The organism is Paenibacillus sp. FSL H8-0261 (assembly GCF_045040645.1).
Lineage (GTDB): Bacteria > Bacillota > Bacilli > Paenibacillales > Paenibacillaceae > Paenibacillus_AQ.
The window spans coordinates 4,319,960-4,344,496 of record NZ_CP150297.1 but is presented as its reverse complement, the minus strand read 5'-3'; the positions used below and the strand labels follow the sequence as shown (position 1 = coordinate 4,344,496).

Annotated in this window: 28 protein-coding genes; all 28 read left to right on the top strand. The window is 42.9% G+C overall.

What is annotated here, in order from left to right; translation table 11 throughout:
• Positions 1–62: 62 nt before the first annotated feature.
• Complete coding sequence (hslV, locus tag MHI27_RS19300; RefSeq protein WP_042189455.1) at positions 63–605, top strand: ATP-dependent protease subunit HslV; 543 nt, start codon at positions 63–65, stop codon at positions 603–605.
• A 33-nt stretch (positions 606–638) separates the two neighbouring features.
• Positions 639–2,039 carry an ATP-dependent protease ATPase subunit HslU gene (gene hslU / locus MHI27_RS19295; protein ID WP_076299246.1) on the top strand — a complete coding sequence of 467 codons (1,401 nt, stop codon included), beginning with the start codon at positions 639–641 and terminating at the stop codon, positions 2,037–2,039.
• A 378-nt stretch (positions 2,040–2,417) separates the two neighbouring features.
• Positions 2,418–2,825, top strand: coding sequence for a flagellar basal body rod protein FlgB (flgB, locus tag MHI27_RS19290; RefSeq protein ID WP_076299245.1), 408 nt, complete (start codon positions 2,418–2,420; stop codon positions 2,823–2,825).
• A 6-nt stretch (positions 2,826–2,831) separates the two neighbouring features.
• The gene (gene flgC / locus MHI27_RS19285; protein ID WP_042189452.1) at positions 2,832–3,281 is read left to right on the top strand and encodes a flagellar basal body rod protein FlgC; all 450 of its coding nucleotides are present in this window, start codon (positions 2,832–2,834) and stop codon (positions 3,279–3,281) included.
• Between the two features lie 92 nt (positions 3,282–3,373).
• Positions 3,374–3,685 carry a flagellar hook-basal body complex protein FliE gene (fliE, locus tag MHI27_RS19280; protein ID WP_042189451.1) on the top strand — a complete coding sequence of 104 codons (312 nt, stop codon included), beginning with the start codon at positions 3,374–3,376 and terminating at the stop codon, positions 3,683–3,685.
• Positions 3,686–3,720: 35 nt separating this feature from the next.
• Entirely contained in the window at positions 3,721–5,307 is a 1,587-nt protein-coding gene (gene fliF / locus MHI27_RS19275; RefSeq protein ID WP_076299244.1) for a flagellar basal-body MS-ring/collar protein FliF, read from the top strand.
• 4 nt (positions 5,308–5,311) lie between these two features.
• Complete coding sequence (gene fliG, locus MHI27_RS19270; RefSeq protein WP_042128934.1) at positions 5,312–6,328, top strand: flagellar motor switch protein FliG; 1,017 nt, start codon at positions 5,312–5,314, stop codon at positions 6,326–6,328.
• Entirely contained in the window at positions 6,321–7,169 is an 849-nt protein-coding gene (locus MHI27_RS19265; protein ID WP_042189449.1) for a FliH/SctL family protein, read from the top strand. Before fliG ends, MHI27_RS19265 begins: the two co-directional genes overlap by 8 nt.
• The gene (gene fliI / locus MHI27_RS19260; RefSeq protein ID WP_042128931.1) at positions 7,150–8,475 is read left to right on the top strand and encodes a flagellar protein export ATPase FliI; all 1,326 of its coding nucleotides are present in this window, start codon (positions 7,150–7,152) and stop codon (positions 8,473–8,475) included. Before MHI27_RS19265 ends, fliI begins: the two co-directional genes overlap by 20 nt.
• A gap of 9 nt (positions 8,476–8,484) precedes the next feature.
• A complete protein-coding gene (gene fliJ, locus MHI27_RS19255) occupies positions 8,485–8,928 on the top strand; it encodes a flagellar export protein FliJ (RefSeq protein WP_339242131.1) in 444 nt (147 codons plus the stop codon).
• Between the two features lie 39 nt (positions 8,929–8,967).
• Positions 8,968–9,888, top strand: a complete 921-nt coding sequence (locus MHI27_RS19250; protein ID WP_405176767.1) for a MotE family protein — start codon at positions 8,968–8,970, stop codon at positions 9,886–9,888.
• A gap of 25 nt (positions 9,889–9,913) precedes the next feature.
• A complete protein-coding gene (locus MHI27_RS19245; RefSeq protein ID WP_341060240.1) occupies positions 9,914–11,389 on the top strand; it encodes a flagellar hook-length control protein FliK in 1,476 nt (491 codons plus the stop codon).
• A gap of 32 nt (positions 11,390–11,421) precedes the next feature.
• The gene (locus tag MHI27_RS19240; RefSeq protein WP_076285418.1) at positions 11,422–11,919 is read left to right on the top strand and encodes a flagellar hook capping FlgD N-terminal domain-containing protein; all 498 of its coding nucleotides are present in this window, start codon (positions 11,422–11,424) and stop codon (positions 11,917–11,919) included.
• Positions 11,916–12,302: a TIGR02530 family flagellar biosynthesis protein gene (locus MHI27_RS19235; protein ID WP_341053176.1), complete on the top strand. Its 387-nt coding sequence runs from the start codon at positions 11,916–11,918 to the stop codon at positions 12,300–12,302. Before MHI27_RS19240 ends, MHI27_RS19235 begins: the two co-directional genes overlap by 4 nt.
• Before the next feature lie 103 nt (positions 12,303–12,405).
• The gene (flgG, locus tag MHI27_RS19230) at positions 12,406–13,224 is read left to right on the top strand and encodes a flagellar basal body rod protein FlgG (RefSeq protein ID WP_405174483.1); all 819 of its coding nucleotides are present in this window, start codon (positions 12,406–12,408) and stop codon (positions 13,222–13,224) included.
• A gap of 89 nt (positions 13,225–13,313) precedes the next feature.
• A complete protein-coding gene (locus MHI27_RS19225; RefSeq protein WP_042128923.1) occupies positions 13,314–13,538 on the top strand; it encodes a flagellar FlbD family protein in 225 nt (74 codons plus the stop codon).
• Positions 13,535–14,002, top strand: a complete 468-nt coding sequence (locus tag MHI27_RS19220; RefSeq protein WP_042189445.1) for a flagellar basal body-associated FliL family protein — start codon at positions 13,535–13,537, stop codon at positions 14,000–14,002. Before MHI27_RS19225 ends, MHI27_RS19220 begins: the two co-directional genes overlap by 4 nt.
• 39 nt (positions 14,003–14,041) lie before the next feature.
• Complete coding sequence (gene fliM, locus MHI27_RS19215) at positions 14,042–15,040, top strand: flagellar motor switch protein FliM (RefSeq protein ID WP_076119558.1); 999 nt, start codon at positions 14,042–14,044, stop codon at positions 15,038–15,040.
• Positions 15,030–16,331 (top strand): flagellar motor switch phosphatase FliY, encoded by a 1,302-nt coding sequence (gene fliY / locus MHI27_RS19210; protein WP_076299241.1) that lies wholly within the window; start codon positions 15,030–15,032, stop codon positions 16,329–16,331. The genes fliM and fliY overlap by 11 nt, the downstream gene beginning before the upstream one ends.
• Positions 16,332–16,357: 26 nt before the next feature.
• Complete coding sequence (locus tag MHI27_RS19205) at positions 16,358–16,723, top strand: response regulator (protein ID WP_036688523.1); 366 nt, start codon at positions 16,358–16,360, stop codon at positions 16,721–16,723.
• A 9-nt stretch (positions 16,724–16,732) separates the two neighbouring features.
• Positions 16,733–17,260, top strand: a complete 528-nt coding sequence (locus tag MHI27_RS19200) for a flagellar biosynthetic protein FliO (protein WP_076299240.1) — start codon at positions 16,733–16,735, stop codon at positions 17,258–17,260.
• A complete protein-coding gene (gene fliP / locus MHI27_RS19195; protein ID WP_042189441.1) occupies positions 17,257–18,021 on the top strand; it encodes a flagellar type III secretion system pore protein FliP in 765 nt (254 codons plus the stop codon). The genes MHI27_RS19200 and fliP overlap by 4 nt, the downstream gene beginning before the upstream one ends.
• A gap of 21 nt (positions 18,022–18,042) precedes the next feature.
• On the top strand, positions 18,043–18,312 hold the full coding sequence (gene fliQ / locus MHI27_RS19190; protein WP_036688516.1) for a flagellar biosynthesis protein FliQ: 270 nt from the start codon (positions 18,043–18,045) through the stop codon (positions 18,310–18,312).
• A 9-nt stretch (positions 18,313–18,321) separates the two neighbouring features.
• Positions 18,322–19,107 (top strand): flagellar biosynthetic protein FliR, encoded by a 786-nt coding sequence (gene fliR / locus MHI27_RS19185; RefSeq protein ID WP_042194135.1) that lies wholly within the window; start codon positions 18,322–18,324, stop codon positions 19,105–19,107.
• A gap of 22 nt (positions 19,108–19,129) precedes the next feature.
• Positions 19,130–20,224, top strand: coding sequence for a flagellar biosynthesis protein FlhB (flhB, locus tag MHI27_RS19180; RefSeq protein WP_042189439.1), 1,095 nt, complete (start codon positions 19,130–19,132; stop codon positions 20,222–20,224).
• 17 nt (positions 20,225–20,241) lie between these two features.
• Positions 20,242–22,275, top strand: a complete 2,034-nt coding sequence (gene flhA, locus MHI27_RS19175) for a flagellar biosynthesis protein FlhA (RefSeq protein ID WP_042189438.1) — start codon at positions 20,242–20,244, stop codon at positions 22,273–22,275.
• Positions 22,272–23,633: a flagellar biosynthesis protein FlhF gene (gene flhF, locus MHI27_RS19170; protein ID WP_405174482.1), complete on the top strand. Its 1,362-nt coding sequence runs from the start codon at positions 22,272–22,274 to the stop codon at positions 23,631–23,633. Before flhA ends, flhF begins: the two co-directional genes overlap by 4 nt.
• Positions 23,630–24,511, top strand: a complete 882-nt coding sequence (locus tag MHI27_RS19165; RefSeq protein ID WP_341145742.1) for a MinD/ParA family protein — start codon at positions 23,630–23,632, stop codon at positions 24,509–24,511. The genes flhF and MHI27_RS19165 overlap by 4 nt, the downstream gene beginning before the upstream one ends.
• Positions 24,512–24,537: the final 26 nt, after the last annotated feature.

Sequence of the window (24,537 nt, the reverse complement as noted above, 5' to 3'; positions counted from 1 at the left end):
TAACGTGAAACGTATACTTCTTATTTTTGAACAAAGCCCATCTTAAGGAGGTAACTACAATCATGGTACCCAGCTTTCATGCGACTACAATTTGTGCTGTAAGACATAACGGACAGGCAGCTATAGCAGGTGATGGTCAGGTTACATTCGGAGAGAGTGTAATTATGAAGACGACGGCCAGAAAAGTTCGTCGCTTATACAGAGGACAAGTAATAGCAGGGTTTGCAGGATCTGTGGCCGATGCTATCACTTTGTTCGAAAAATTCGAAGGCAAGTTGGAGGAGCATCATGGAAACCTGCAACGGGCAGCCGTAGAATTGGCGAAAGACTGGCGTCAAGATCGTATTCTTCGAAAACTTGAGGCATTGATGATTGTTATGGACAAGGAAGGAATGCTCTTGATCTCCGGAAATGGTGAAATTATCGAGCCAGATGATGATGTGCTCGCTATTGGTTCCGGTGGTAACTTTGCACTTGCTTCCGGTCGCGCGCTCAAACGTCATGCTCCAAATCTTGCTGCTGCAGATATCGCTCGTGAAGCTCTTCAGATTGCATCAGAAATATGTGTGTATACTAACTCCAATATTATTGTTGAGCAATTATAGGCTCAGTGCCATAGAGACAAGGAGGAATTCACGATGGTGAATCAATCGCTAACACCCCGTCAAATCGTAGCTGAATTGGATAAATATATTGTAGGTCAGAAACAAGCTAAGAAATCGGTAGCTGTTGCCCTTCGTAATCGTTATCGGCGCAGTCTGCTGGCTGAGGAACTGCGTGATGAAGTTGTTCCTAAGAACATCTTGATGATCGGACCTACTGGTGTAGGGAAAACTGAGATTGCTCGGCGTCTAGCTAAGCTCGTTAATGCTCCGTTCATCAAAGTGGAGGCAACCAAATTCACTGAGGTGGGTTATGTAGGGCGAGATGTGGAGTCTATGGTGCGTGATTTAGTTGAGACCTCTATTCGTATGGTGAAGCTAGAGCGTACGGAAAAGGTGAAAGACCGTGCAGAAGAACTGGCTAATGAGCGGATTGTCTCTATTTTAGTGCCTTCGTCTTCAAAAAATAAATCTCAGAAGAATCCTTTTGAGATGATTTTTGGCGGGAACTCTTCACAAGAGGATTCTAAAGAAGATTCCGAACCAGATGGAAGCTTAAGCGAACGCCGTCGCGGGGTTAGATTTAAGTTGCTTGCTGGTCAATTGGAAGAAGATATCATTGAAATAGATGTTGAGGATACAGCGCCATCTATGCTGGATATGTTTGCAGGGCAAGGGAACGACCAGATGGGGATGAATATGCAAGAAATGTTTGGCAGCTTGCTTCCGAAGCGGACGAAGAAGCGCAAGCTTCCTATCCGTGAGGCTCGTAAAGTGCTAATTCAGGATGAAGCAACCAAACTGATTGATATGGATGATGTCATTCAGGAATCTGTGACACGCGCTGAACAATCGGGTATTATTTTTATCGATGAGATTGATAAGGTTGCAAGTCAAGGTAAGGGTTCGGGCCCTGATGTATCACGTGAAGGTGTGCAAAGAGATATCCTTCCAATTGTAGAGGGTTCTACAATCATGACAAAATACGGTCCTGTGAAGACGGACTACGTGCTCTTCATGGCTGCCGGGGCTTTTCATGTTGCTAAACCTTCTGATCTGATTCCAGAGCTTCAGGGGCGTTTTCCGATTCGCGTAGAACTAAGCAGTCTGACACTGGAGGATTTTGTTTCCATCTTAACAGAGCCAGAGAACGCTTTGACGAAACAATATGTTAATTTGTTAAAAACCGAGGACATTGAAGTGGAGTTCCAGAAAGATGCTATTTATGAAATTGCCAAAATAGCTGCTTCAGTGAATCAAAATATGGAGAACATAGGTGCTCGGCGTCTTCATACGATTTTGGAGAAGTTATTGGAGGATCTTTCTTTTGAAGCACCTGAGCTGACGCTGGACACTATGGTTATTACACCAGAGTATGTGCGTGAGAAATTGGCAAGTATTGCACAGGATCGTGATCTAAGTCAGTATATTCTTTAATGCGACAAATTCTATTCTTTTGGATTTGGGCATATTGAATTAGAAAATTACAATTTAGTGTCATTAATAGGTAAAAAAATGTAAAAAGATGCAATTAAAAAGATAATTTTGAGTTAAAAAAGGAATAAAATAGCAATAAAGTGCTAAAAGCCCTGTCTTTTCTAAAAAGATAGGGCTTATTTCTTATTGTAATAATATACAAATTAAATGAAAATCAATGTATGTGAAAATACTAATAAGTTATACTTTGCGACAAGGTTCGACGTAGAAACTGATAAATAGAGGACTTTTATACTTTATTTGTCGAAATCAAGCAGGTTTTTTAAGGAAAGTTGTGGAATTCATTTCATTATGATAGCTTTGAAAGGAGGAATTATCTTGGGATTGCTGAATAGTGTCAGTTTTCAACGATTGCAGGGAGGCATTGATGCTGCCTACAAACGACAAAATGTTCTAGCGAATAATGTGGCTAACGAAGATACGCCAAATTTCAAACGTTCTGATGTTTCATTCGAAAGTTTCCTTCAGCAACAAGAAAGTGGAATAAAACCTACACTTAACGCGAAGGTAACGGACTCCCGACATTTTCAATTTGGTAGTAATAGAATTGTACCAGCAGCTGTCGTTAGTACGGATGAAACTACCTCGATGAATAATAACGACAACAATGTGGATGTAGAACGAGAAATGGCGTTAAGTGCTGAGAACCAACTCAGGTATAGTTCTTATGTCGAGCAGATCAACAGTCAAATTTCGATGATGCGAGCTGTAATTCAAGGAGGATAAGATTGCATGAACTTTGGGAGTAGTTTTGGGATAAGTGCATCAGCATTAACAGCTCAACGATTGCGGATGGACGTGATTTCCTCCAACGTGGCCAATGCGGAAACTACAAGAGCATCGGTGGTTGATGGCAAAGCCGTTCCTTACCGTCGAAAGCTTGTTGTTATGGAAGCTACCGAAAGCAATAAGTTCTCGAATATACTAAATTCGAAATTAAACGGTAGTAGTAGTGAAGGTGTAAAGGTGCAGTCCATTATAGAAGATACTTCACCGTTAAAGCCAGTTTACAACCCAAGCCATCCTGATGCGGATGCCGAAGGTTATGTCTATATGCCAAACGTAGATATTACCAAAGAAATGGTAGATATGTTATCTGCATCACGTTCTTATGAAGCCAATGTCACGATGCTGAATGCATCTAAAGCTATGGTAAGTAAAGCACTCGAAATTGGGCGCTAAACGTAATTAACACAAGGAACGCTTCCGAAGTGAGTTTTGTACGAAGTGAATCTAGGAAGCATATGCTTACAAAACTTTTAGGAGGGAAACAGTTGATACAGAATATCACTAATGGGGTTCAAGCTGTACAGCAGCTTGCCATGAAACCAACATCTACCGAAGTTTCATCCACTCCTGCTAATGCCATGGAGAGCTTTGGTTCTTATCTTGAGAATGCACTCACTAAAGTAGCAGATCAGGAACAACAAGCAAAGGATATGAGTAATAAATTTGTATTGGGAGAAGTGAACATAGACGAGGTGATGATTTCTTCCCAACAGGCTTTACTGAGTTTGCAGTTGACTACACAAGTCCGGAACAAAGTGATAGAAGCCTATCAAGAAATTATGAGAACTCAAATTTAATTAATTCCTAGCTTAGTTTCGGATGGGGTGACACTGTGAATGAAAGATTTGCCCAATATCGGGAGAAGGTGACCCTGTATTGGAACAGATTTAGTGGTAAACAGAAGATTTTATTCTTTTCTACATTGTTTATCATTCTAATAATAATCGTAGTATTAACCATGCAGCTTTCAAAGACAGAATATGAAGTAGCGTTTCAAGATTTGGACAGCACAGATTCAGCTGGAGTAATGAACTACTTGGATACAGCAGGTGTTTCATACCGATTAAGCCAAGATGGAAAGAGCATCTCCGTGCCAAGCACAGAAGCGGCTCGAATAAAGGTGGATATCGGTTCTCAGGGGATTGTTCAGGGGGGCTCTATCGGTTATAAGGTCTTTAATGAAAATTCGTCAATGATAGGGACGACAGATAGTGAGTTTAATGTGAAGTATAATAATGCATTAAACGGTGAAGTAGAACAGTTAATGAGACGTATGCAAGGAATTAAGGATGCTAAAGTGCTGATTAATCTGCCTAAAGAAACAGTTTTTGCTTCCCAGGCTGACCAAGAGCAAGCATCTGCATCCGTTGTGCTTTCATTTAATCCGGGATTCAGACCCACTCAAGATAATATTGATGGGTACTTTAACCTTGTAAAGACGGCTGTTCCAAATCTACCAATCGATAACATTACGATTGCTAATAATGAAGTCGAGTTAATGCCTACGGCCAAAGGTGGACAAGCTGGAGTTTCCAGCCAAGTCGAAGAGAACTTCGCTCTTCAGAAGAAATTCGAAGAAGAAGTAAAGAAAGATGTGAAACAATTCCTTAGCACTCTTACGGGTCCAGATAAAGTTGATGTTCTTGTATTTTCGAAGCTGAACTTTGACAAGGAAAACCGGAAGGAGAATCTCGTAACCCCTGTGGATACAGAGAACATGAAGGGGATTGAGATCAGTTCACAAATCATTAGTAATTCGTATTCGGGTCAAGGAAATACAACTGGCGGAGTGGCAGGCACTGGTTCACAAGATGTAGCGGGCTATCCTTCACAAGCCGGTACGGATACTTCTACTTCGGAAGAATCTTCTGAAACGAGGAACTTTGAAGTAAACCGAATTACAAAGGATGTTATCGCAAGTCCCTTTACTGTTAAAGATTTAACCATAAATGTTGCAGTTGAACCACCTACAGGACAAAATACTTTGGACGCTGCTACATCAGCAGCAATTCAAAATATTTTGGTAAATATTGTTCGTGCTTCGCTCGCAGATTCAGGTACTACATATACAGACGCTGATTTAACCAAAAAGGTTTCGGTGTATTCTCAACAATTTGGCGGAACCGCTGCTAATACAACACCAGGTGGTCTTGCCACATGGATGTTATGGGCTATCGGAGCAGCTGCATTGCTGGTTGGAGCAGGTGGAGGATATCTAATCTATCGGAGTCGTAAGAAGACTGTGGAAGAGGAAGATGAAGACATTCCATTGCAGGTTCCTACCGAATTTCCATCTATTAATTTGGAAAGTGTGACGAATGACAGTCAAGTTCGTAAGCAATTGGAAAGTTTGGCTAAGAAAAAGCCAGACGAATTCGTAAATCTGCTGCGTACATGGCTTGCAGACGAACAGAGGTGAACTAATGGCAAAGGCTAGTCAGCAGGGGCTTAGTGGCCGTCAAAAGGCCGCGATCCTGCTTATCACACTAGGGCCCGAGGTATCGGCGCAAATATTCAAACATTTAAGAGACGAGGAGATTGAACAATTAACTCTTGAAATTGCCAATGTCCGTAAAGTGGACAGCAGTGAAAAAGAGTCGATCATGTCTGAGTTCCATCAGATATGCCTCGCCCAGGAATATATATCACAAGGCGGTATTAACTACGCCAAAGAGATTCTGGAGAAAGCACTTGGTTCCGCAAAAGCAATGGAGGTCATTAACCGTTTGACTGCGACTTTGCAAGTAAGACCTTTCGATTTTGCACGCAAGGCTGATCCAAACCAGATTTTGAACTTTATTCAGAATGAGAATGTCCAGACTATCGCACTTGTATTGTCTTATCTGCAATTCGAACAAGCCGCAGCTATTCTCTCCTCATTACCTCAAGAGAAGCAGGCGGAGGTGGCTAGAAGAATTGCTGTAATGGACAGCACCTCTCCGGAGGTCATTACACAAATTGAACGAGTGCTGGAGCAGAAGCTTTCTGCTACAGTAACTCAGGATTATACAAATGCTGGCGGTATCGAATCAATCGTACAAATCTTGAATGGTGTTGACCGTGGGACAGAGCGTACAATTCTGGATTCTCTCGAAATTCAAGATCCAGAGCTCGCCGAGGAAATCAAGAAGCGGATGTTCGTATTCGAGGATATTGTCAATGTGGATAACCGTTCGATTCAGCGTATTATTCGTGATATTGATAATGCGGACCTGCAGCTTGCCCTTAAGGTTGCAAGCGAAGAAGTACGAGATGTTATTTTCCGGAATATGTCCAAACGTATGGCAGAGACATTCCGAGAAGAAATGGAGTACATGGGTCCTGTGCGGTTGCGTGATGTAGAAGAAGCGCAAACGCGTATTGTAGGTACGATCCGCAGACTCGAAGAGTCTGGAGAAATTATCATCGCTCGTGGCGGAGGAGATGACATCATTGTCTAAGCTGATTAAGCATTCTCAGTATGTTCCAGTTGATGTACTGAAAAGATTGGAGCAGGCCCGGCACTATGCGGGCCTAACTGAGGAGCCCGTTCCAGAGGAGACTGTAAGCGAGACTCACTATCATGATCCCGCTCGTGAAGAGGCTGAAGTGGCACGTAAGCAAATGCTTAAAGACGCCCAAGAATTTGCTGAAGAGCAAGTACGGAATGCCTCTCTTGAAGCGGAACAGATTGTTGAATCCTCAAAAGCGGAGGCTGAAGAGTGGTGGAAAGAGCGGCGTGAGCAGGATGAACATTTGGTTGAGGCCGTCAAAGCCGAGGCTTATCAGCTAGGGTATCAAGAAGGTGTTTCTCAAGCTGAGCAAGAGATGAAGCTCAAAATTGCAGCGATGATGGATGAAGCGCGTGCTGTTTTAACTGAAGCCTATAAGGCAAGGGATGTCATTATTCAGGAAGCTGAACCTTTCTTGGTTGAGCTAAGCTGTGATATTGCGGAGAAAATTGTGGACAGACAGTTAACGGTTGAGCCGCAGTTTGCAATGGATTTGATTCGGAAGAATCTAGCTCGTAAACGTGAGCAGGGGCTGATCTCACTGTGTGTATCACCTGCGCAGTTTGCTTTCGTAAACGCAGCAAGGGAAGAATTGTCATTAGCGGTTGACTCGCAGGCTGAACTACAGATCTTGCCTGACTCGACTGTGAAAGATCAAGGTTGTGTAATCCGCTCCTCCTTTGGCAGCATAGATGCCCGAATTGATACTCAGCTTGCAGAAATCAAGAAAGAGCTGGTTAGAATCGCGCTGGACACCGATGAGCAGAGAAATGGGGAAGAAGATGCTTGATAGTAACCGTTATAAGGAGCAACTTCGTAATCTCGATCCGGTGAGGATCAATGGGAAAGTGACGCAGGTTATCGGTCTTATGGTTGAATCGGAAGGACCTGATGCTAGCATTGGTGATGTGTGCTATATCTATCCTTCTAAAGGAAATAAGCCGCTGCAAGCTGAAGTCGTTGGTTTCCGTGACAACAAGGTGCTATTAATGCCACTTGGAGAACTGCAGGCCATTGGACCTGGTTGTGATGTAGTGGGAACAGGCAAGCCGCTTAGTGTTCAGGTGGGTTCAGAATTGCTGGGTAAGGTACTGGATGGTCTAGGGCAACCGCTTGATGGTTCCCTGATCCCAGCTCGAATGCCACATAGTTCGACCTTTAACATTCCGTCCAATCCACTCAATAGACCACGAGTGCAAGAACCTATTAGCATCGGCGTAAGAGCGATAGATGGTTTGCTAACAATTGGTAAAGGTCAGCGGGTGGGGATTTTCGCTGGTTCAGGGGTCGGCAAAAGTACGCTCATGGGAATGATTGCACGTAATACATCAGCAGATGTTAATGTTATCGCTCTGATTGGGGAACGTGGCAGGGAAGTACTGGATTTCATCGAACGCGATTTGGGACCTGAGGGTTTGCAGAGGTCAGTCGTTATTGTCGCTACATCTGATCAGCCTGCATTAATTCGAATTAAGGGAGCACTTATTGCTACTACGATTGCTGAGTATTTTCGGGATCGTGGACTTAATGTGATGCTGATGATGGATTCGGTCACTCGTTATGCTATGGCTCAACGTGAAGTTGGACTTGCAGTCGGAGAACCACCAGCTATGAGAGGTTACACACCATCTGTATTTGCAAGCTTACCTAAACTACTAGAACGCGCCGGAACTGGTCCTACAGGCTCTATCACAGCTTTTTACACTGTATTGGTTGATGGTGATGACATGAATGAGCCGATCGCTGATGCAGTGAGAGGAATACTCGATGGACATATCGTCCTTAACCGAAGTATTGCGAACAAAGGACATTTTCCAGCAATAGATGTGCTTTCCAGCATTAGTCGTGTAATGAAGGATATTGCGCCAGAAGAACAGATCGCCGCTGCAGAGAATGTTAAGCGACTAATGGCCGTGTACAAGGATTCAGAGGATTTAATTAATATCGGAGCGTATCAGAGAGGTTCCAATGCTCAAATCGATGAGTCGATGGAGTATATAGACAGTATATGGGAATTCACCAAACAAAGAGTGAATGAAAAAGTTACGCTGGCTGAAGTTCAACAGTCTTTAATTTCACACTTCTCGAGGAGTTGATTCAGTATCATGAGATTTCATTATACTTTTCAAAAAGTCGTTGACTTGAAGGGCAATGAGAAGACACAGGCAGAATGGATGCTCTCAAGCGCGCTTGGAGAATTGCAGGCACAAGAAAGAAGCCTGGATGAACTCACCTTTCAGCGGAGCGCTATTATGTTATCTTTACAAAATGCCGCAGAACAAAAGGCACCTATGGCGAAGATTCGTGAAATGCAAGAATATGTAGAATACCTGGATATATGCATTGCCCGTAAACATACGGACGTTAGGAGTGCACATCAGGAAGTCTTGAAGAAACAAGATCAGTTAAGCACAAAGGTATTAGATGAAAAAGTATGGTTAAAGGCAAAAGATAAGGCTGAGACACAGTTTCAGCAAAGTATGATTTTACGGGAACAAAACGAACTGGATGAGATGGCAACCGTCCGCTTCGCGATGAAATCCCTCTAACCCGGGAGGTTTCCGCTAGTGGCTAATATTGATAATGACATGGAACTTGAAAATGAAGGGTCAGCGGGGAAATTTGAGCGGTTCTTATTTCTAATGATACCGATTATCTTCACGCTAGTACTGCTTGGAGTACTGTTGACGCTTTTTAATATGGACATTCGTAATAACGTGCTTGAAGTTGCGAATAAAATTCCGATTCTGGAAAAATGGGTTCCTGATCCGCCAACAGATCCTTCTAAACCGAAGGAAGAAAGCAAAAAGCAGGAAGTGAGCTCAAACTCAACGATTAAGGAGCTCAAAGCTCAGCTTGCCCAGCAGGCAGATGAATTGAAGAAGGTCACAGATGAAAAAACAGCCCAGGATACCAAGGTTCAGGCGCTAGAGTCGCAAATTGAAGGATTGAAGACGGAAGCTGCTGCAGCTGCTGAAATAAACAGTGAGGAAACAGAAGACCCTTATCAGAAGCAGGTTACTGATCTGGCGAAGCTGTACGCGGGCATGAAAGCTTCCAAAGCTGCACCGATTATGGAGAATTTGACTACAGAAGAGATGGTGCAGATATTCAGCGTAATGAATAAAGCGAGTAAAACTGCGATTCTGGAAAAAATGGATCCTCAAAAAGCGGCAGATGTGACGATTAAGTTGAAAGAAACTACCTCTTCGGGTGATATGGCAATTGCTGCTCTTCAATCTAGATTGAAAAAAGAAGCTGGCACTACTCAAACGACTAAAACCAGTACAAATCTGGATAAGGAAAAGTTGAACCAAACCTTTAGTTCAATGACGCCTGCCAATGCAGCTTCTCTACTAGGAGAAATGTATAAGATTAGCCCTGATAAAGTAGTAACGATTATGAATACCGTAAGTGATAGTGTTCGTTCTTCGATTTTGGGGGAAATGACTAAAAATGATAGTGCGCAAACCGCGAAGATTGTTAACCGTTTGATGGGTGCTAAATAAATATTGAAAGGAGGTGAAAAATAATATGAGTTTAGTGGTTCAATCGCTTGTGAGCGCAAATGCTACAGCTGCAAGTGGTAGCTCATCGACTTCTACTGGCACAACAGCTGCTGTACCTTTCGCGCAGACTTTAGTGCAAACTATGGGAGGAAACACAGCTAACACCACATCGGTACCTACTGATCCGCTTCTGGGAAATCTAGCCTCTTTATTGCAAGGTCTTTTAAAGGAAGTGCAGACAACTGGAGAAGATCAAGGGGGACAAGATTCGGAGAATTCTGATCTTATCGAGAAGCTAACTGCTGATGTTGAAAATCTAGATGAAAGCATCAATAGCGATCCTGCTGTGCTGGTAGCTTTGCAAGCTTGGCTTCTTCAGGTATCAGCACTTCTATCGGGAAGTCAAGCGACTGAGGGTGATGCTACATCTGATACGGAGTCGGCAGGAAGCTTGTCGCCGTTAGCTCAGCATGCGGATACGCTGCGATTTGCTGTTCAAGATGATTTGCAAAGTTTAGTTACTATGATTCAGGAAGCTGCTGTCAGTGGGAACGAAGAAGCTGCTAGTAAAGGAATAAGCCTGTTAAATAATTTTACAGCAATACTAGAACAGTCCTCCGCTAACACTATTAAGGGTAAGGGAAAGAGCTCCAGTTTAAATGAAAATTCTGGTGTATCTGTACAACAACCTATAGTGACTGAAAGCAAAGGTAATACGACGGACAAGACCATTCAAAACCTTAGTAACCGTGCTGGGGAAGCAGCTGCAATTAAGAATGAAGCAGTCCTAACTTCGCCTGTGACCTCAGGAACTGTTCAAGATCCTGAAGCAGAGCTTACCGCTCCATTGATTAAAAGCAGTGCAACTGGAGAAACAAAGCAGGCAGAATCAGCTCAAGATTCCACATCAGGAACTACTATCATAGAAGGAGATCATGAGGTTGTAACTGCTGGTCAACTAGCTCTTAGGGGAGGAATTACTGCTCCGTTGAAGGCTGAGGTTCCAGTAGCTCCTGTACCCGTTCATCAGTTTGCACAGGAAATGACCGGTTTTATTACAGGTAAATTGGAGATTGTGCAAAAAGGCGGAGTAGCTGAGGCTACGATATCACTCTTTCCAGAAAATCTCGGACAAGTAGATGTTAAGATTACTATGCAAAACGGCCATCTGGTTGCACAGTTTATGACTGAACATTCCGGAGCAAAGGATATGTTGGAACAGCAGATGAACCAGCTTCGAGCAGCATTGCAGTCTCAAGGCCTCCAAGTAGAAAAATTGGAAGTCACACAAAATAATACCCCCCTCAATTCAGGGTGGGGTCAAGAAGGACGCCAACCTGGTTCTGGAAGTGGTCAGCAGGGAAGACGCTCCAAAGAAAGTCGTGAGGAAGCTAATGATGCCATTCTTGCCGCAGAGCTAAATGGTGAATGGAAAGATTGGGTTTCAAACGCAGGGCAAGAAGATGATAATCAAGGGAACTCCTTCTCTGCCAAAGCTTAAACTTATCACAAGTGAAAGAGAGGTGAACGGTTATGACGACAACAACAACTCCTCCTGTTTCAACCAAAGACCAGTGGAATTATACAACTCCTGAATCTACTAAAACAACAGGGAATTCTGTATTGGGTAAGGATCAGTTTTTGAAGATATTGATCACCCAGCTGCAGAATCAAGATCCGATGCAGCCGATGCAAGATAAAGAATTTATTGCTCAAATGGCACAGTTTACATCTGTTGAGCAGCTGATGAATATCTCTACACAGCTTACATCAATGAATCAGTCTCTTGGATCAGTATCCGGCTTGATTGGTAAAGATATCACATGGACGGATACCGCCACAAATCTACCTAAGACAGGGAACGTTGAATCAATCGTTGTCAGCAAGGGGATTCAATATGCGGTTGTGGGGAAAGACAGAATTGCTTTAACCGATATTACACAAATTCAGAATCCCGCAACAACAGAGAATGGTTCTGGTACAGATAGTAATACTCCGGAGAATAACGGAGGAAGCGAGGCGACAATATGAGTGACAGGCTGACCATAGGCCAACTGTATCCTGCGTCGTCCCTACATTCCTCAACGTTACAGCGATCTTCGATACCGAAGCAGACTGTGACTGGAGAAGCCTCCTTTGAGAGCGTACTGCAACAGAAGCTACTAAAATTCAGCAATCATGCTGCTAAGCGTCTTGAACAAAGAGGAATTGAACTTGGAAGCAGACAACTGGATCAGATATCTTCTGCTGTGGATAAAGCTGCTGCCAAAGGCAGTAAAGAATCCTTGATATTAATGAAGGACTTGGCATTTATCGTAAGTGTCCCGAATCGTACGGTTGTAACCGCTATGGATGGAAATTCGATTAAAGATAACGTATTTACGCAAATTGATAGTGCAATTGTGATTTCATAACCGGCTGGTCCTAACGGAAAGCCGAGGCGGCCGCTGACCGACTGACGCGGTCCCATTCACTTAGTAAGTTATTAGGACTCTATAATCTGGGAGGACAACACAAATGTTAAGATCTATGTATTCAGGGGTTTCGGGGATGAGAGGCTTTCAGACTAAGCTTGATGTAATCGGTAATAACATTGCCAATGTCAATACAATTGGTTTTAAATCAGGACGGGTTATGTTCAAGGACATTATGAGTCAAACCGTTTCTGGAGTTACAGCTCCAGGTGACGATGGCCAAGGTGGTGTGAATGCTAAACAAATCGGACTGGGCGTAAGTATCGCTTCTATTGATACCCTCCATTTGCCTGGTAGTGCTCAAACCACTAATAACCCGACAGATTTGCGCATCGACGGAGATGGATTTTTCTTAGTAAAGCTTTCAGGAGATCAAGAAACACCTTTCTTGACTCGTGCAGGAGATTTTCATGTAGATGCTGCACGTAATCTTGTTACTTCTGACGGACTTCATGTGCTTGATGCCGATGGTACTGCCATTCAACTGGGTGATGATGTAACAGCATTCTCCATTTCCAACGATGGAACGATTGTTCAGACCATGTCAGATGGAACGACTGAAGGCGGAGTGAAGATTGGTGTAGCCAAGGTTACTAATCCATCTGGTTTAGAGAAAATTGGTGGTAATCTGTACCGTATGACACTTAATGCGAATGCAGAAGGCGAACTTGTTCCGACTACAGCGAATAATACAGAAGATGGCACTGGGGCTATCATTTCTGGTCAACTCGAAATGTCCAATGTGGATCTTACGAATGAATTTACAGAAATGATTGTATCGCAACGTGGATTCCAGGCGAACTCCCGTATCATTACGACTTCTGATGAAGTGCTGCAGGAAGTAGTTAACCTGAAGCGTTAATTTTATCAATAATTTAATATCTTTTTTAAAGATTAACGCGGAGTCGTGGGGGAGGTACCCCTCCCCCTATTTTTGTTAGGAGGCCTGTTATGATATCGGTAACGAGATTAAATGGAACACCGATGTGGATCAATGCCCTACTGGTAGAAATGGTAGAAGAAAGCCCGGATACATATATTACGCTAGTAACCGGAAAAAGACTGATCGTGCTTGAAAAAGCTGATGAAGTTATTACGAAGATCCGGGATTATAACAGGGACATAGGCACATATGCTGCCACCATTAAAGTCCAGTCAATGGAGGAGCTAACATGAAGAAGATGCTGCCATGGTTACTTACGATTTTACTTGCGATTACACTTATCGTGATCGCCGCATTTTTATTAATGGACAAGATCTTTCCGAAAGATTCGAATGATGTAAATGCTGCGGTTCAAAGTGTGGAAACCAAGTATTTAACTGCAGATGAAATCGTCGAATTAACGGCAGAGATCAAAGATATCAAAACAAATCTTGCTGATCCCGATTATATCGTTCAAATAGATTTCGCCTTTCAACTGAATTCTGCGAAATCAAAGGAAGCATTCGAAAAAATAAAAGAGATCAAAATCAAACCGATTATTATCAAAACGCTTGCAGATACCAAACCTGAGGAGCTTAATGGAGCAAATGGCAAAGACCAGCTTAGCAGCAAGCTTGTTAATCTGATCAATAAGACATTGACCGAAGGCAAAATCACTCAGATCGAAGTCACCAAATACCTTTTGGCTTCTATGTAGCTTCAGGCATGATAATTCTTTGATAGGGGGGTGATTGAATTGGTTGATGTACTATCACAAAACGAAATAGATGCTCTACTTGCTGCACTTTCTTCAGGTGAGATGGATGCCGATGAACTTAAAAAGGAAGAAACTCAGAAGAAGATCCGATCTTATGACTTTAAACGGGCTGTTCGATTTTCTAAAGATCATATTCGTAGTCTTACAAGGATTCATGACAATTTCGCACGCTATCTTACAACGTACTTTTCAGCCCAATTACGCACCTTTGTGCAGATTAATGTCGTTCAAGTAGAGCAGCTCCCTTATGATGAATTCATTCGTTCCATTCCGAAAATGACAATACTGAACATTTTTGAAGCCGAACCTTTAGAAGGTCGAATGGTAATGGAAGTTCATCCAAACATCGCTTTCGCTATGCTGGACAGATTGCTGGGCGGTTTTGGGACTGCGCCATCTAAGATTAATGCTTTAACTGAAATCGAAACAACGATTATGGAGCGTATCTTCAGCAGATGTTTTGAAAGTTTGCAGGAGGCTTGGAAGACTGTGCTGGATATCCATCCGCGCATGGAAGCGCTCGAAACGAACCCACAGTTCATGCAAATTGTATCGCCAAATGAGACCATTGCATTGATCTCGTTAAGCACCAAAATTGGAGATACAACAGGTATGATCAATCTGTGCATACCGCACGTCGTTCTGGAACCAATAATGTCTAGACTATCTGTTCACCAATGGTTTGTAACAGAGAAGAAGACGCGGGATGCAGATGAACTTGAAGCTATTAAAGCTAGAGTTCATAAGGCGAAACTGCCGATTGTCGCTGAACTTGGAGAATCGAGCTTATCTATATCTGAGTTTCTTGGGCTTAGCGTCGGTGACGTGATCTCACTAAATAGGAATGTAGATACTGGACTCTCGATTAAGGTAGGGGAGAAGCTTAAGTTCATCGGAAGTCCTGGAATGGTGAAAGACCGGGTAGCCGTGCAAATAGACGAGATTGTCAGTGAAGGAGTTGAAGAATTTGACGAGTAAAGATTATTTATCCCAAGAAGAAATCGACGCCCTTCTGAGACAATCTGCGGAAGGCTCATTGGCTCCTTCAGAGAAAACGGTAAATGACTATTTAACACCGTTTGAACAGGATGCTTTGGGTGAAATCGGTAATATAACGTTTGGTAGTGCAGCGACAGCTCTTTCCACTTTACTGGGGAAAAAGGTTGATATTACAACCCCTCAAGTTTCCATCATTACACGCGGGGAGTTTGAAGTGGCTTTTCCTAAACCACATGTAGCTGTACACGTGGAATATGTAGATGGATTTCAGGGTATTAACTCACTTGTTATTAAGATTAGGGATGCACAGGTCATCGCAGATTTAATGCTTGGTGGGGAAGGCGAACCTAAAGATGAAGAATTGAATGAAATACACATTAGTGCTGTGCAGGAAGCTATGAACCAAATGATGGGTTCTTCTGCCACATCAATGTCTACGATCTTCAATCGATTTGTTAATATTTCGCCTCCGGGTATCGACATTTTAAACATGTCCAGTGGTGAAGGTGTAGGCAGCTTACCCAATGAAGAAACCTTAATTCGAATTTCGTTTCGACTTAAGATAGGAGATTTAATAGACTCTACTATTATGCAGCTCTTGCCTGTCCAGTTTGCTAAGGATATGGTAACGATGCTTCTGGGTGATGTTAGCCCTGCAGCGCAGGAGGCTGCAGTTACGTCGACAGAGACTCCTGCTAAGCCAGCTCAAGAGACGCCTCCTGTAGCTCCTCCAGTGCAACAGGCGCCTTCACAGCCCGTAGGAGAAACACCTCCGCCGTACCCGCCGCAGGGGATGCCTGGTTATCCAGGGATGCCAGAAGGCGGATATTATTATCCTCCAGCAGGAATGCCGGCGTATGGCATGCCAGGGATGCCACCCTACGGAATGCCGCCTCAAGGCATGCCTTATGGGCAGACACCACCGCTTAGTCCTGAAGCGAATCGCAATGTAAATGTACAGCCTGTACAATTTGCTAACCTTAACGGTGGAGCTTTTGGTCATATTGATGAAAACAATTTAAATTTATTGATGGACATACCGCTTAGAGTAACCGTAGAATTAGGAAGGACCCAGAAGCAGATTAAAGATATTTTAGAAATGTCTCAAGGCTCGATCATTGAGCTGGACAAGCTCGCCGGTGAGCCTGTAGATATTTTGGTTAACAACAAGCTTATTGCCAAAGGTGAAGTCGTAGTTATCGACGAAAACTTCGGCGTACGCGTTACGGATATCGTCAGCCAGTGGGACCGAATTCAGAAATTACAATAAGCATACTTAGGGAGGATTTTGTAAAAATGGCTAACCGAATTCTAATCGTGGACGATGCAGCATTTATGAGAATGATGATCCGTGACATTTTGTCGAAAAACGGATTTGAAGTAGTGGGCGAAGCTCAGGACGGTTCTCAAGCTATAGAGAAATTTAAAGAACTGCGTCCGGACCTCATCACGATGGATATAACTATGCCTGAGATGGACGGAATCGCCGCCCTGAAAGAAATCAAGAAGGTAGATCCGGCTGCTAAGGTCATCATGTGTTCAGCCATGGGCCAGCAGGCTATGGTTATCGATGCTATTCAAGCGGGAGCAAAAGACTTTATTGTGAAGCCTTTCCAAGCTGACCGAGTTATTGAAGCTATCAACAAAACGTTGGGTGTGTAGGAAAAAGACATGCCCCTCAATTCAGAACCGCTCGGGAGCAATAACACCCTGCTGAATTTGCTTAACGTTATTATTGTCCTTGCGGTAATCATTGTACTTATTGTGCTGCTGATCCGTTTTCTTGGACGTCGTAATCAGACCTTTATGAGCGGGCGCTCCATTCGAACGCTTGGTGCTGTAGGGCTGGGACCTAACAAGTCGATGCAGGTTATTGAACTGGGAAGCAGCCTTTACTTAATCGGGATTGGTGAGAACATATCCATCTTGGATAAAGTCACTGATCCGGATGAGGTAGCTTTGATCATTGCAGCATTTGAGGATCAGTCCTCCAACCAGAATAATTTTCTCGCACCGCTTATTGCCAAGGTTAAGGTTAAGCTGCGTGGGGAGGTTCCATCAGAAGAAATCGAGCTTAGTGAAACATCATCTTTTTACGAGACACTGCAATCCAAGCTTCGTTCTGCACCAGAGCGAAAAGAGAAAATGGAAGAGCTGTTACGGGATGATGCTACTAAGGATGAGTCGAGGAATTTATGAAAAAGAAGCTAATTCTTGCTATTCTGCTGTTCGGGTTCATTAGTATAGTTATGATGCGGCCGATACATGCTGATCCTATACCTAATGTTAATATTCAGGTCGGTAATGAAGATGGTTCAAGCGGTGGTACCAGTTCCATATCAATTCTTCTTCTCGTTACGGTTCTGAGTATTGCTCCGGCGTTTCTAGTTCTTATGACCAGTTTTACTAGAATTGTAATCGTGCTCGGTTTTGTTAGAACCTCACTTGGTACTCAGGCCATGCCTCCGAATCAGGTGCTGGTAGGGCTTGCTCTGTTTCTGACCCTGTTCATTATGTCGCCTACTTTGGCGCAAGTGAATGAAACGGCATTACAGCCGTATATGAAGGGGACGATTACCCAGACTGAGGCTTTTGATAAAGCTGCTGATCCGATGAAAGAGTTTATGTTTAAACAGACCAATTCCAAAGACCTTTTGTTATTTATGAAATATACCGGTTATACGGGATCAGCTAAACCGGCTACATACAGTGATATTCCACTGACGGTGATGGTGCCAGCTTTCGCAATTGGAGAATTGAAAAAAGCTTTTACAATGGGCTTCTTAATTTTCATTCCATTTCTGATTATTGATATTGTTGTGGCGAGTACGCTGATGGCCATGGGGATGATGATGCTTCCCCCGGTCATGATTTCATTACCTTTTAAAATTATGCTCTTTGTACTGGTAGACGGCTGGTACTTAGTCATTAAATCACTACTTCTTAGTTTTAACACCTGACCTTAAGAGGAGGCATGAGGATTGAGTACGGAGTTTATTATCGGTCTAGCAAGCCAAGCCGTATATTTAGTGCTGGAAGTCAGCGCTCCCATGCTGATTCTTGGTCTGGTGGTAGGGCTAATAATCAGTATCTTTCAAGCTACGACACAGATTCAGGAACAGACGCTAGCGTTTGTTCCAAAAATCGTCGCAGTACTGCTGGCTTTATTGCTATTTGGACCGTGGATCATCACGAAGCTAATTGACTTTACTAGCCAAATTCTAGGAAATCTCTATATGTATATTGGTTAACCAATGAACATGGATACCTTATTGCAAAGTTTACCCGTCTTTTTGCTTATTTTTTGTCGAATTACAGCCTTTTTTGTTGTCGTTCCTGTATTTTCTTCTCAAGGGGTACCGACAACTTTTAAGATTGGCATATCTTTTTTTGTAGCATTGGTAGTCTTTAGTGCTAATGGAACAGGGATTACGATTCCGCAGGATTTTAGTTATATTTTGCTGATTATGAGAGAAGTATTAATAGGTTTATTGCTAGGTTTCATTGGATATTTGATGTTTATGGCGATTCAGACAGCAGGTTCTTTCATTGATATTCAGATTGGCTTCGGTATTGCCAACGTCATTGATCCTATGACAGGAACGTCAGCACCTATTCTCGGTAATTTCAAATATATGATAGCCCTGCTAATGTTTTTGAGTATGAATGGACATCACCATTTACTAGATGCCATTGTGTACAGCTATAAATGGATTCCTATGAATAATGATTTATTTCTACGCATGGTTGATGGTAGTTTGTCAGAGTTTCTGGTCCGAACATTTGCGCAGTCGTTTGTATTAGCTTTTCAAATGTCGGCTCCATTAGTAACTGCACTGTTTCTGACCGATGTTGGTCTTGCTTTTTTAGCGAGAACGGCTCCGCAATATAATGTATTCGTTATAGGGGTTCCTCTAAAAATCATCATAGGTATTGCACTTCTTTTAGTGCTGATGCCAGGTCTGGCTGTGTTGTTTCAGAATCTCTTCGAAATCATGTTCGAATCCATGGAGAATTTACTGGGTCTCATGGGGAAGAAGCCGTAGGTGACCGTAAGGGGAGAGTATTATGCCTAAGACGAAGCGTTATAGACTAGATCTTCAACTCTTCGCCGGTGAAAAGACGGAAAAAGCAACCCCGAAGAAACGGCAGGATGCTCGTAAAAAAGGCCAAGTAGCCAAAAGTGCTGAGCTGTCTGGTGCGGTTGTATTGCTAGCTGCGGTAGTTAGCTTGATGATGTTTGGTGGTTTTATGAAAGAGCGTTTTATGAAGCTATACACGGACGTATTTCAGAATCGAATGATGCTGGACGTTACGCCTGAGAATATAACGCTGCTATTTAATCAGTATGGCTTGCAAATCTTGATTTTGCTAGCTCCATTACTTGGAATTACGTTTGTTATGGCACTTGTTTCCAACTTGGCGCAGGTGGGCTTTATGGCTACAGGAGAGGGGATTACTCCTAAATTCAGTAAGATTAATCCGATAAAAGGATTCAAAAATATTTTCTCTATGCGTTCGTTTGTAGAATTCCTGAAATCAATATTTAAGCTTCTAATTATTTCTTATCTGGTATATAGCACATTATGGGGAGAAAAGAAGAACTTTGCATCCCTGTCGCATATCAGTGCGGAGGGAATTTTTAAGTTTGCGGCCAAGCTGACGATGAGTCTTGGTTTGAAAATAGGGGTTGCCCTGCTAATTATGGCTTTTCTAGATTTTATGTATCAGAAGTACGAGCACGAAAAAAGCCTGAAAATGTCTAAGCAGGATATCAAGGATGAATACAAAAAAATGGAGGGTGACCCTCTAATTAAAGGTAAGATCAGGGAACGCCAACGCAGAATGGCCATGCAGCGTATGATGCAGGAAGTTCCTAACGCGGATGTAATTATTACAAATCCAACTCACTTTGCTGTTGCGCTAAAATATGATGGTTCCAAAATGGAGGCGCCACAGATTATTGCAAAAGGGCAGGATTATGTAGCACTTCGTATACGGGAGCTGGCTAAAGAACATGGCGTCGTGACTATGGAAAACAAACCGCTGGCACGGGCATTATTCCAAAGAGCAGAAATTGGAGATGTCGTTCCAAATGATCTGTTTCAGGCTGTAGCTGAAGTGCTGGCATATGTATATAAACTTAAAGGTAAGAGGAAATAAGGCGGGGGGTTAGGACATTGAAAGCTAAAGATTTAACAGTTTTGCTAGGCATCATCGGTATTGTGCTTATGATGATTCTGCCTATCCCGTCCTGGCTTTTGGACGTTTTGCTAGTTATTAATATTTCTATAGCATTAATTATCATATTAGTTGCTATGAACACGAAGAATGCGCTCGAATTTTCAATTTTCCCTTCATTATTGCTTGTTACGACATTGTTTCGTCTGTCACTAAACATTTCGACAACGAAATTGATCCTGACTTACGCAGATGCCGGTTCCGTGGTATCTACTTTCGGAAGCTGGATCGCCGGTGGACAAATTGCCGTTGGATTTATCGTGTTTCTGATTTTGGTAGTGGTCCAGTTTATTGTTATTACTAAAGGTTCAGAGCGTGTAGCTGAGGTAGGGGCGAGATTTACCCTGGATGCGATGCCCGGCAAGCAGATGAGTATTGATGCCGATCTTAACGCAGGCATGATTAATGAAACACAGGCACGTGAGCGTCGCCGCAATGTTGAACGGGAAGCGGATTTTTTCGGAGCCATGGATGGTGCGAGTAAATTCGTTAAAGGAGACGCGATTGCGAGTATCATTATCCTGTTGATCAATCTTATTGGTGGTTTTATTATCGGTATGGTTGTGCACGGAATGGATTTCTCCACTGCGTTATCTACTTATTCTGTATTGACGATCGGGGATGGTCTAGTCAGCCAGATTCCTGCTTTGCTCATTTCGACTGCAGCAGGTCTTATCGTTACTAGAGCTTCATCGGAAGGTAATCTGGCAGAAGAATTAACAGGTCAGTTACTCTCCTATCCAAAGTTATTATATATTGTTGCAGTTACTGTTGCTTTTCTAGGTCTCTTTACACCTATACATATGATTACTACGCTCCCGCTAGCTGGTTTGCTGGCTTTTGCAGCCTATAGTATGGGACAAAATTTAAATCGAAAACAGATTGCCGAAGAGCAGCTTGTTGAAGAGAAACAGATTGAAGAGGTACGAAGTCCGGAAAGTGTAATTAATTTACTCTCTGTAGATCCTATTGAATTCGAGTTCGGCTACGGTCTTATACCTTTGGCAGATACAGGTCAGGGTGGAGATTTACTAGATCGTATCATCATGATTCGACGGCAATGTGCACTTGAAATGGGTCTTGTAGTGCCTGTTATTCGCATTCGCGACAATATTCAACTAAAACCGAATGAATATGTCATAAAAATTAAAGGAAATACTGTCGGCGGCGGTGAATTATTACTTAATCACTACTTAGCCATGAGTCCAGGCTATGATGATGAATCTATAAACGGTATTGAGACCATTGAACCATCTTTTGGACTTCCAGCGTTGTGGATTGACGAATCGGTTAAAGAGCGGGCTGAATTGTCCGGCTATACCGTGGTAGATCCACCATCCGTTGTTGCAACACATTTGACGGAGCTGATTAAGCGTTATGGACATGAGTTGTTAGGACGACAAGAAACTAAGATGTTGGTGGATAACCTAAGAGACAATTATCCTGTGCTTGTTGATGATCTTATTCCTTCGGTATTAGCGATTGGGGATGTGCAAAAGGTACTTGCCAAGCTGCTGCGCGAGAAAATATCGATCAGGGATTTGGTTACTATTTTTGAGACGTTGGCGGATTACGGGACGTACACCAAGGATCCTGATATTCTTACCGAATATGTTCGTCAATCCTTGTCCAGACAGATTACTCAGCAATTCTCGCAAGTTGGAGAGACTCTGAAAGTTATTACGGTAGGACCTAACCTAGAGAAGAAAATTTCTGAGAGTGTGCAGCAATCTGAACAGGGCAGTTATTTGGCATTGGATCCAGCATCGACTCAAACGATCTATCAGCGGTTAAGTGAACAGATCAATCGACTGCTGCAGTCAGGACAACAGCCCATTGTACTCACATCACCAACCATTCGTATGTATTTGCGGCAGGTGATTGAACGGACAATGCAGGATATTCCTGTACTGTCTTATAGCGAACTAGAGCCTAACATTGAAATACAAAGCGTCGGAGTGGTGAATTTATGAGAGTGAAGCGTTATGTGGTCGATACGATGCCTGACGCCATGCATTCCATTCGTAGTGAGCTTGGAAGCGAGGCTGTAATTTTAAGTACTAAAGAAATTAAGATTGGCGGATTTTTAGGATTGTTTAAAAAGAAAAAAATAGAGGTAGTAGCGGCTGTTGAAAAAGCTCAAAAGGAGAGTGCTCCTGAAAAGCCTGTGAAGCCTGCGATGAACATTCCGCGCAGCGCTGTCCCGCAAGCTTACCAAAAAGCTTCATCTTCATCATCTGCTTCTACTGTAACGTTGGAAAAGCCGGAAGAGCCTCGGTCCTTTGTGGAAATCGCCGCTGCCTTGTCGGAAGCTATTGATGTAAAAGAATCGATAACCAAACATCCAGAGCCTGATCAGAAATCTCTTGAATCCAATCCAGATGAAACTACCTCTGTATCAGCCTTATATGAATCTTTAGGGTTAGATCAAACGCCAGAGGTTGCCTCGGCGCTGGAGAATGATGTTTTTCGTGAAATTAGAGATATGAAGCTTTGGATGGAACGAATCGCGAGGCAGTCTTCAGGGGCAAGAGAATTACCGGATAGTCTCCAGCAGCTTAGAGATCTTTTGATTGAGCAGGAGATGGATACTGTACTTGTTGAGGAGTGGATCAGTAATATCTCCGAACGTTGGGCGGATGAAGGGCGTACTTGGGGACCTGAGAAATTTCAGGAGTCCTTAAAAGAACAGCTCGATGGATTCCTGTCAGGGCGAATCGCTGATGGAATTGCACCTGATACCCAAATCGTATATATTGCAGGGCCCACAGGAGTAGGAAAAACTACTACCATAGCCAAGCTTGCGGCTGAACAGCTATTCAAAAACGGACGCAAGGTTGGTTTTATCACCTCTGATACGTATCGAATTTCAGCTGTGGAGCAGTTGCGTACATACGCAGCTATCCTGAATGTTCCGCTAGAGGTTGTACAATCTCCCGGAGATTTACAAAGAGCACTCTTTCGATTGGAGAGTTGTGATCTTGTAATTATGGATACAGCTGGACGGAATTATCGTAATGATATGCTTGTAGCAGAACTGCAAAGCTTGCTAGCGAAGGAATTAAGAAGTGAGACCTATCTTGTACTCAGCTTAACTTCGAAAAGCCGTGATATGAAATTGATTGCAGAGCATTTCGGCAGGTACAAGCTGGATAAAGTTATTTTTACCAAGCTAGATGAGACGGGAAGTTATGGACCACTCTTTAACGTCCTGAATGATTTCCCTCTCACATTATCTTATATGACCAATGGTCAAAATGTACCTGACGATTTATTGATGGCTTCCAAAGAACAACTTAGTGAGATGCTTCTTGGAACAGGTGAATCATGATGGATCAGGCACAATCCTTGAGACAGCTTGTATCCAGTCAGGAGCCTAAACTAGCTGAAAAAGGGGAAACATCCGCCCGTATCATTACTGTTTGTAGTGGTAAAGGTGGCGTAGGGAAATCGAATTTTACACTTAATTTCGCTTTAACTTTAAAAGCAATGGGAAAGAGAGTATTGCTGTTCGATGCAGATATTGGCATGGCTAACATAGACGTGTTAATGGGCGTGTCGGCGAAGTATAACCTATATCATCTGTTAAAAAGAGAAGCGGATATTGAGCAGATTATTCAGTTAGGACCGAACGGGCTTCCTTTTATAGCTGGTGGATCGGGCATGGATGAGTTATTTTCTCTTTCGGAATCGGACCTTAATTATTTCACAGCCCAGATAGCCCTTATTGCGGACAGCATGGATTATATTTTGTTCGATACAGGTGCTGGATTATCTAAGGAAACGATGAAGTTTATAACTTCTGCGGACGATTGCCTAGTAGTTACAACACCAGAGCCAACTGCTATTACAGACGCTTACGCATTAATGAAGGTTGTGAATCGGACGTATCCGGAGATTTCTTTTAAACTGATCGTGAATCAAGCGGGTGATGAGAGAGAAGCATCAGTGACAAGTGATAAGATCCGTATGGCGGCCACTCGTTTTTTGCAATTAGATGTTTCCTATCTTGGTCATATAAGCTCAGATGCCCATGTAGTGCAGGCTGTCAAAAGGCAGACGCCATTTTCATTGGCTTTTCCAAACAGTGTTGCTGCAAAAGATATACATCGGCTAGCCCTAAGTTATTTGACCATAGATGGTAAAAAAGAAACAAAAGTTCAAGGCATTAAAGGCTTTATCCATAAATGGTTAAAGCGAAGTAAATAATTGTTCTGAATCTGGAACAGAGGTGG

What these genes read in the sequence shown, in the direction of transcription:
- hslV (WP_042189455.1), top strand. Translation starts at nt 63, where the DNA reads ATGGTACCCAGCTTTCATGCGACTACAATTTGTGCTGTAAGACATAAC.
- hslU (WP_076299246.1), top strand. Translation starts at nt 639, where the DNA reads ATGGTGAATCAATCGCTAACACCCCGTCAAATCGTAGCTGAATTGGAT.
- flgC (WP_042189452.1), top strand. Translation starts at nt 2,832, where the DNA reads ATGAACTTTGGGAGTAGTTTTGGGATAAGTGCATCAGCATTAACAGCT.
- fliG (WP_042128934.1), top strand. Translation starts at nt 5,312, where the DNA reads ATGGCAAAGGCTAGTCAGCAGGGGCTTAGTGGCCGTCAAAAGGCCGCG.
- fliI (WP_042128931.1), top strand. Translation starts at nt 7,150, where the DNA reads ATGGGGAAGAAGATGCTTGATAGTAACCGTTATAAGGAGCAACTTCGT.
- fliJ (WP_339242131.1), top strand. Translation starts at nt 8,485, where the DNA reads ATGAGATTTCATTATACTTTTCAAAAAGTCGTTGACTTGAAGGGCAAT.
- MHI27_RS19250 (WP_405176767.1), top strand. Translation starts at nt 8,968, where the DNA reads ATGGAACTTGAAAATGAAGGGTCAGCGGGGAAATTTGAGCGGTTCTTA.
- MHI27_RS19245 (WP_341060240.1), top strand. Translation starts at nt 9,914, where the DNA reads ATGAGTTTAGTGGTTCAATCGCTTGTGAGCGCAAATGCTACAGCTGCA.
- MHI27_RS19240 (WP_076285418.1), top strand. Translation starts at nt 11,422, where the DNA reads ATGACGACAACAACAACTCCTCCTGTTTCAACCAAAGACCAGTGGAAT.
- MHI27_RS19235 (WP_341053176.1), top strand. Translation starts at nt 11,916, where the DNA reads ATGAGTGACAGGCTGACCATAGGCCAACTGTATCCTGCGTCGTCCCTA.
- flgG (WP_405174483.1), top strand. Translation starts at nt 12,406, where the DNA reads ATGTTAAGATCTATGTATTCAGGGGTTTCGGGGATGAGAGGCTTTCAG.
- MHI27_RS19225 (WP_042128923.1), top strand. Translation starts at nt 13,314, where the DNA reads ATGATATCGGTAACGAGATTAAATGGAACACCGATGTGGATCAATGCC.
- MHI27_RS19220 (WP_042189445.1), top strand. Translation starts at nt 13,535, where the DNA reads ATGAAGAAGATGCTGCCATGGTTACTTACGATTTTACTTGCGATTACA.
- MHI27_RS19205 (WP_036688523.1), top strand. Translation starts at nt 16,358, where the DNA reads ATGGCTAACCGAATTCTAATCGTGGACGATGCAGCATTTATGAGAATG.
- MHI27_RS19200 (WP_076299240.1), top strand. Translation starts at nt 16,733, where the DNA reads ATGCCCCTCAATTCAGAACCGCTCGGGAGCAATAACACCCTGCTGAAT.
- fliP (WP_042189441.1), top strand. Translation starts at nt 17,257, where the DNA reads ATGAAAAAGAAGCTAATTCTTGCTATTCTGCTGTTCGGGTTCATTAGT.
- fliR (WP_042194135.1), top strand. Translation starts at nt 18,322, where the DNA reads ATGGATACCTTATTGCAAAGTTTACCCGTCTTTTTGCTTATTTTTTGT.
- flhB (WP_042189439.1), top strand. Translation starts at nt 19,130, where the DNA reads ATGCCTAAGACGAAGCGTTATAGACTAGATCTTCAACTCTTCGCCGGT.
- flhF (WP_405174482.1), top strand. Translation starts at nt 22,272, where the DNA reads ATGAGAGTGAAGCGTTATGTGGTCGATACGATGCCTGACGCCATGCAT.
- MHI27_RS19165 (WP_341145742.1), top strand. Translation starts at nt 23,630, where the DNA reads ATGATGGATCAGGCACAATCCTTGAGACAGCTTGTATCCAGTCAGGAG.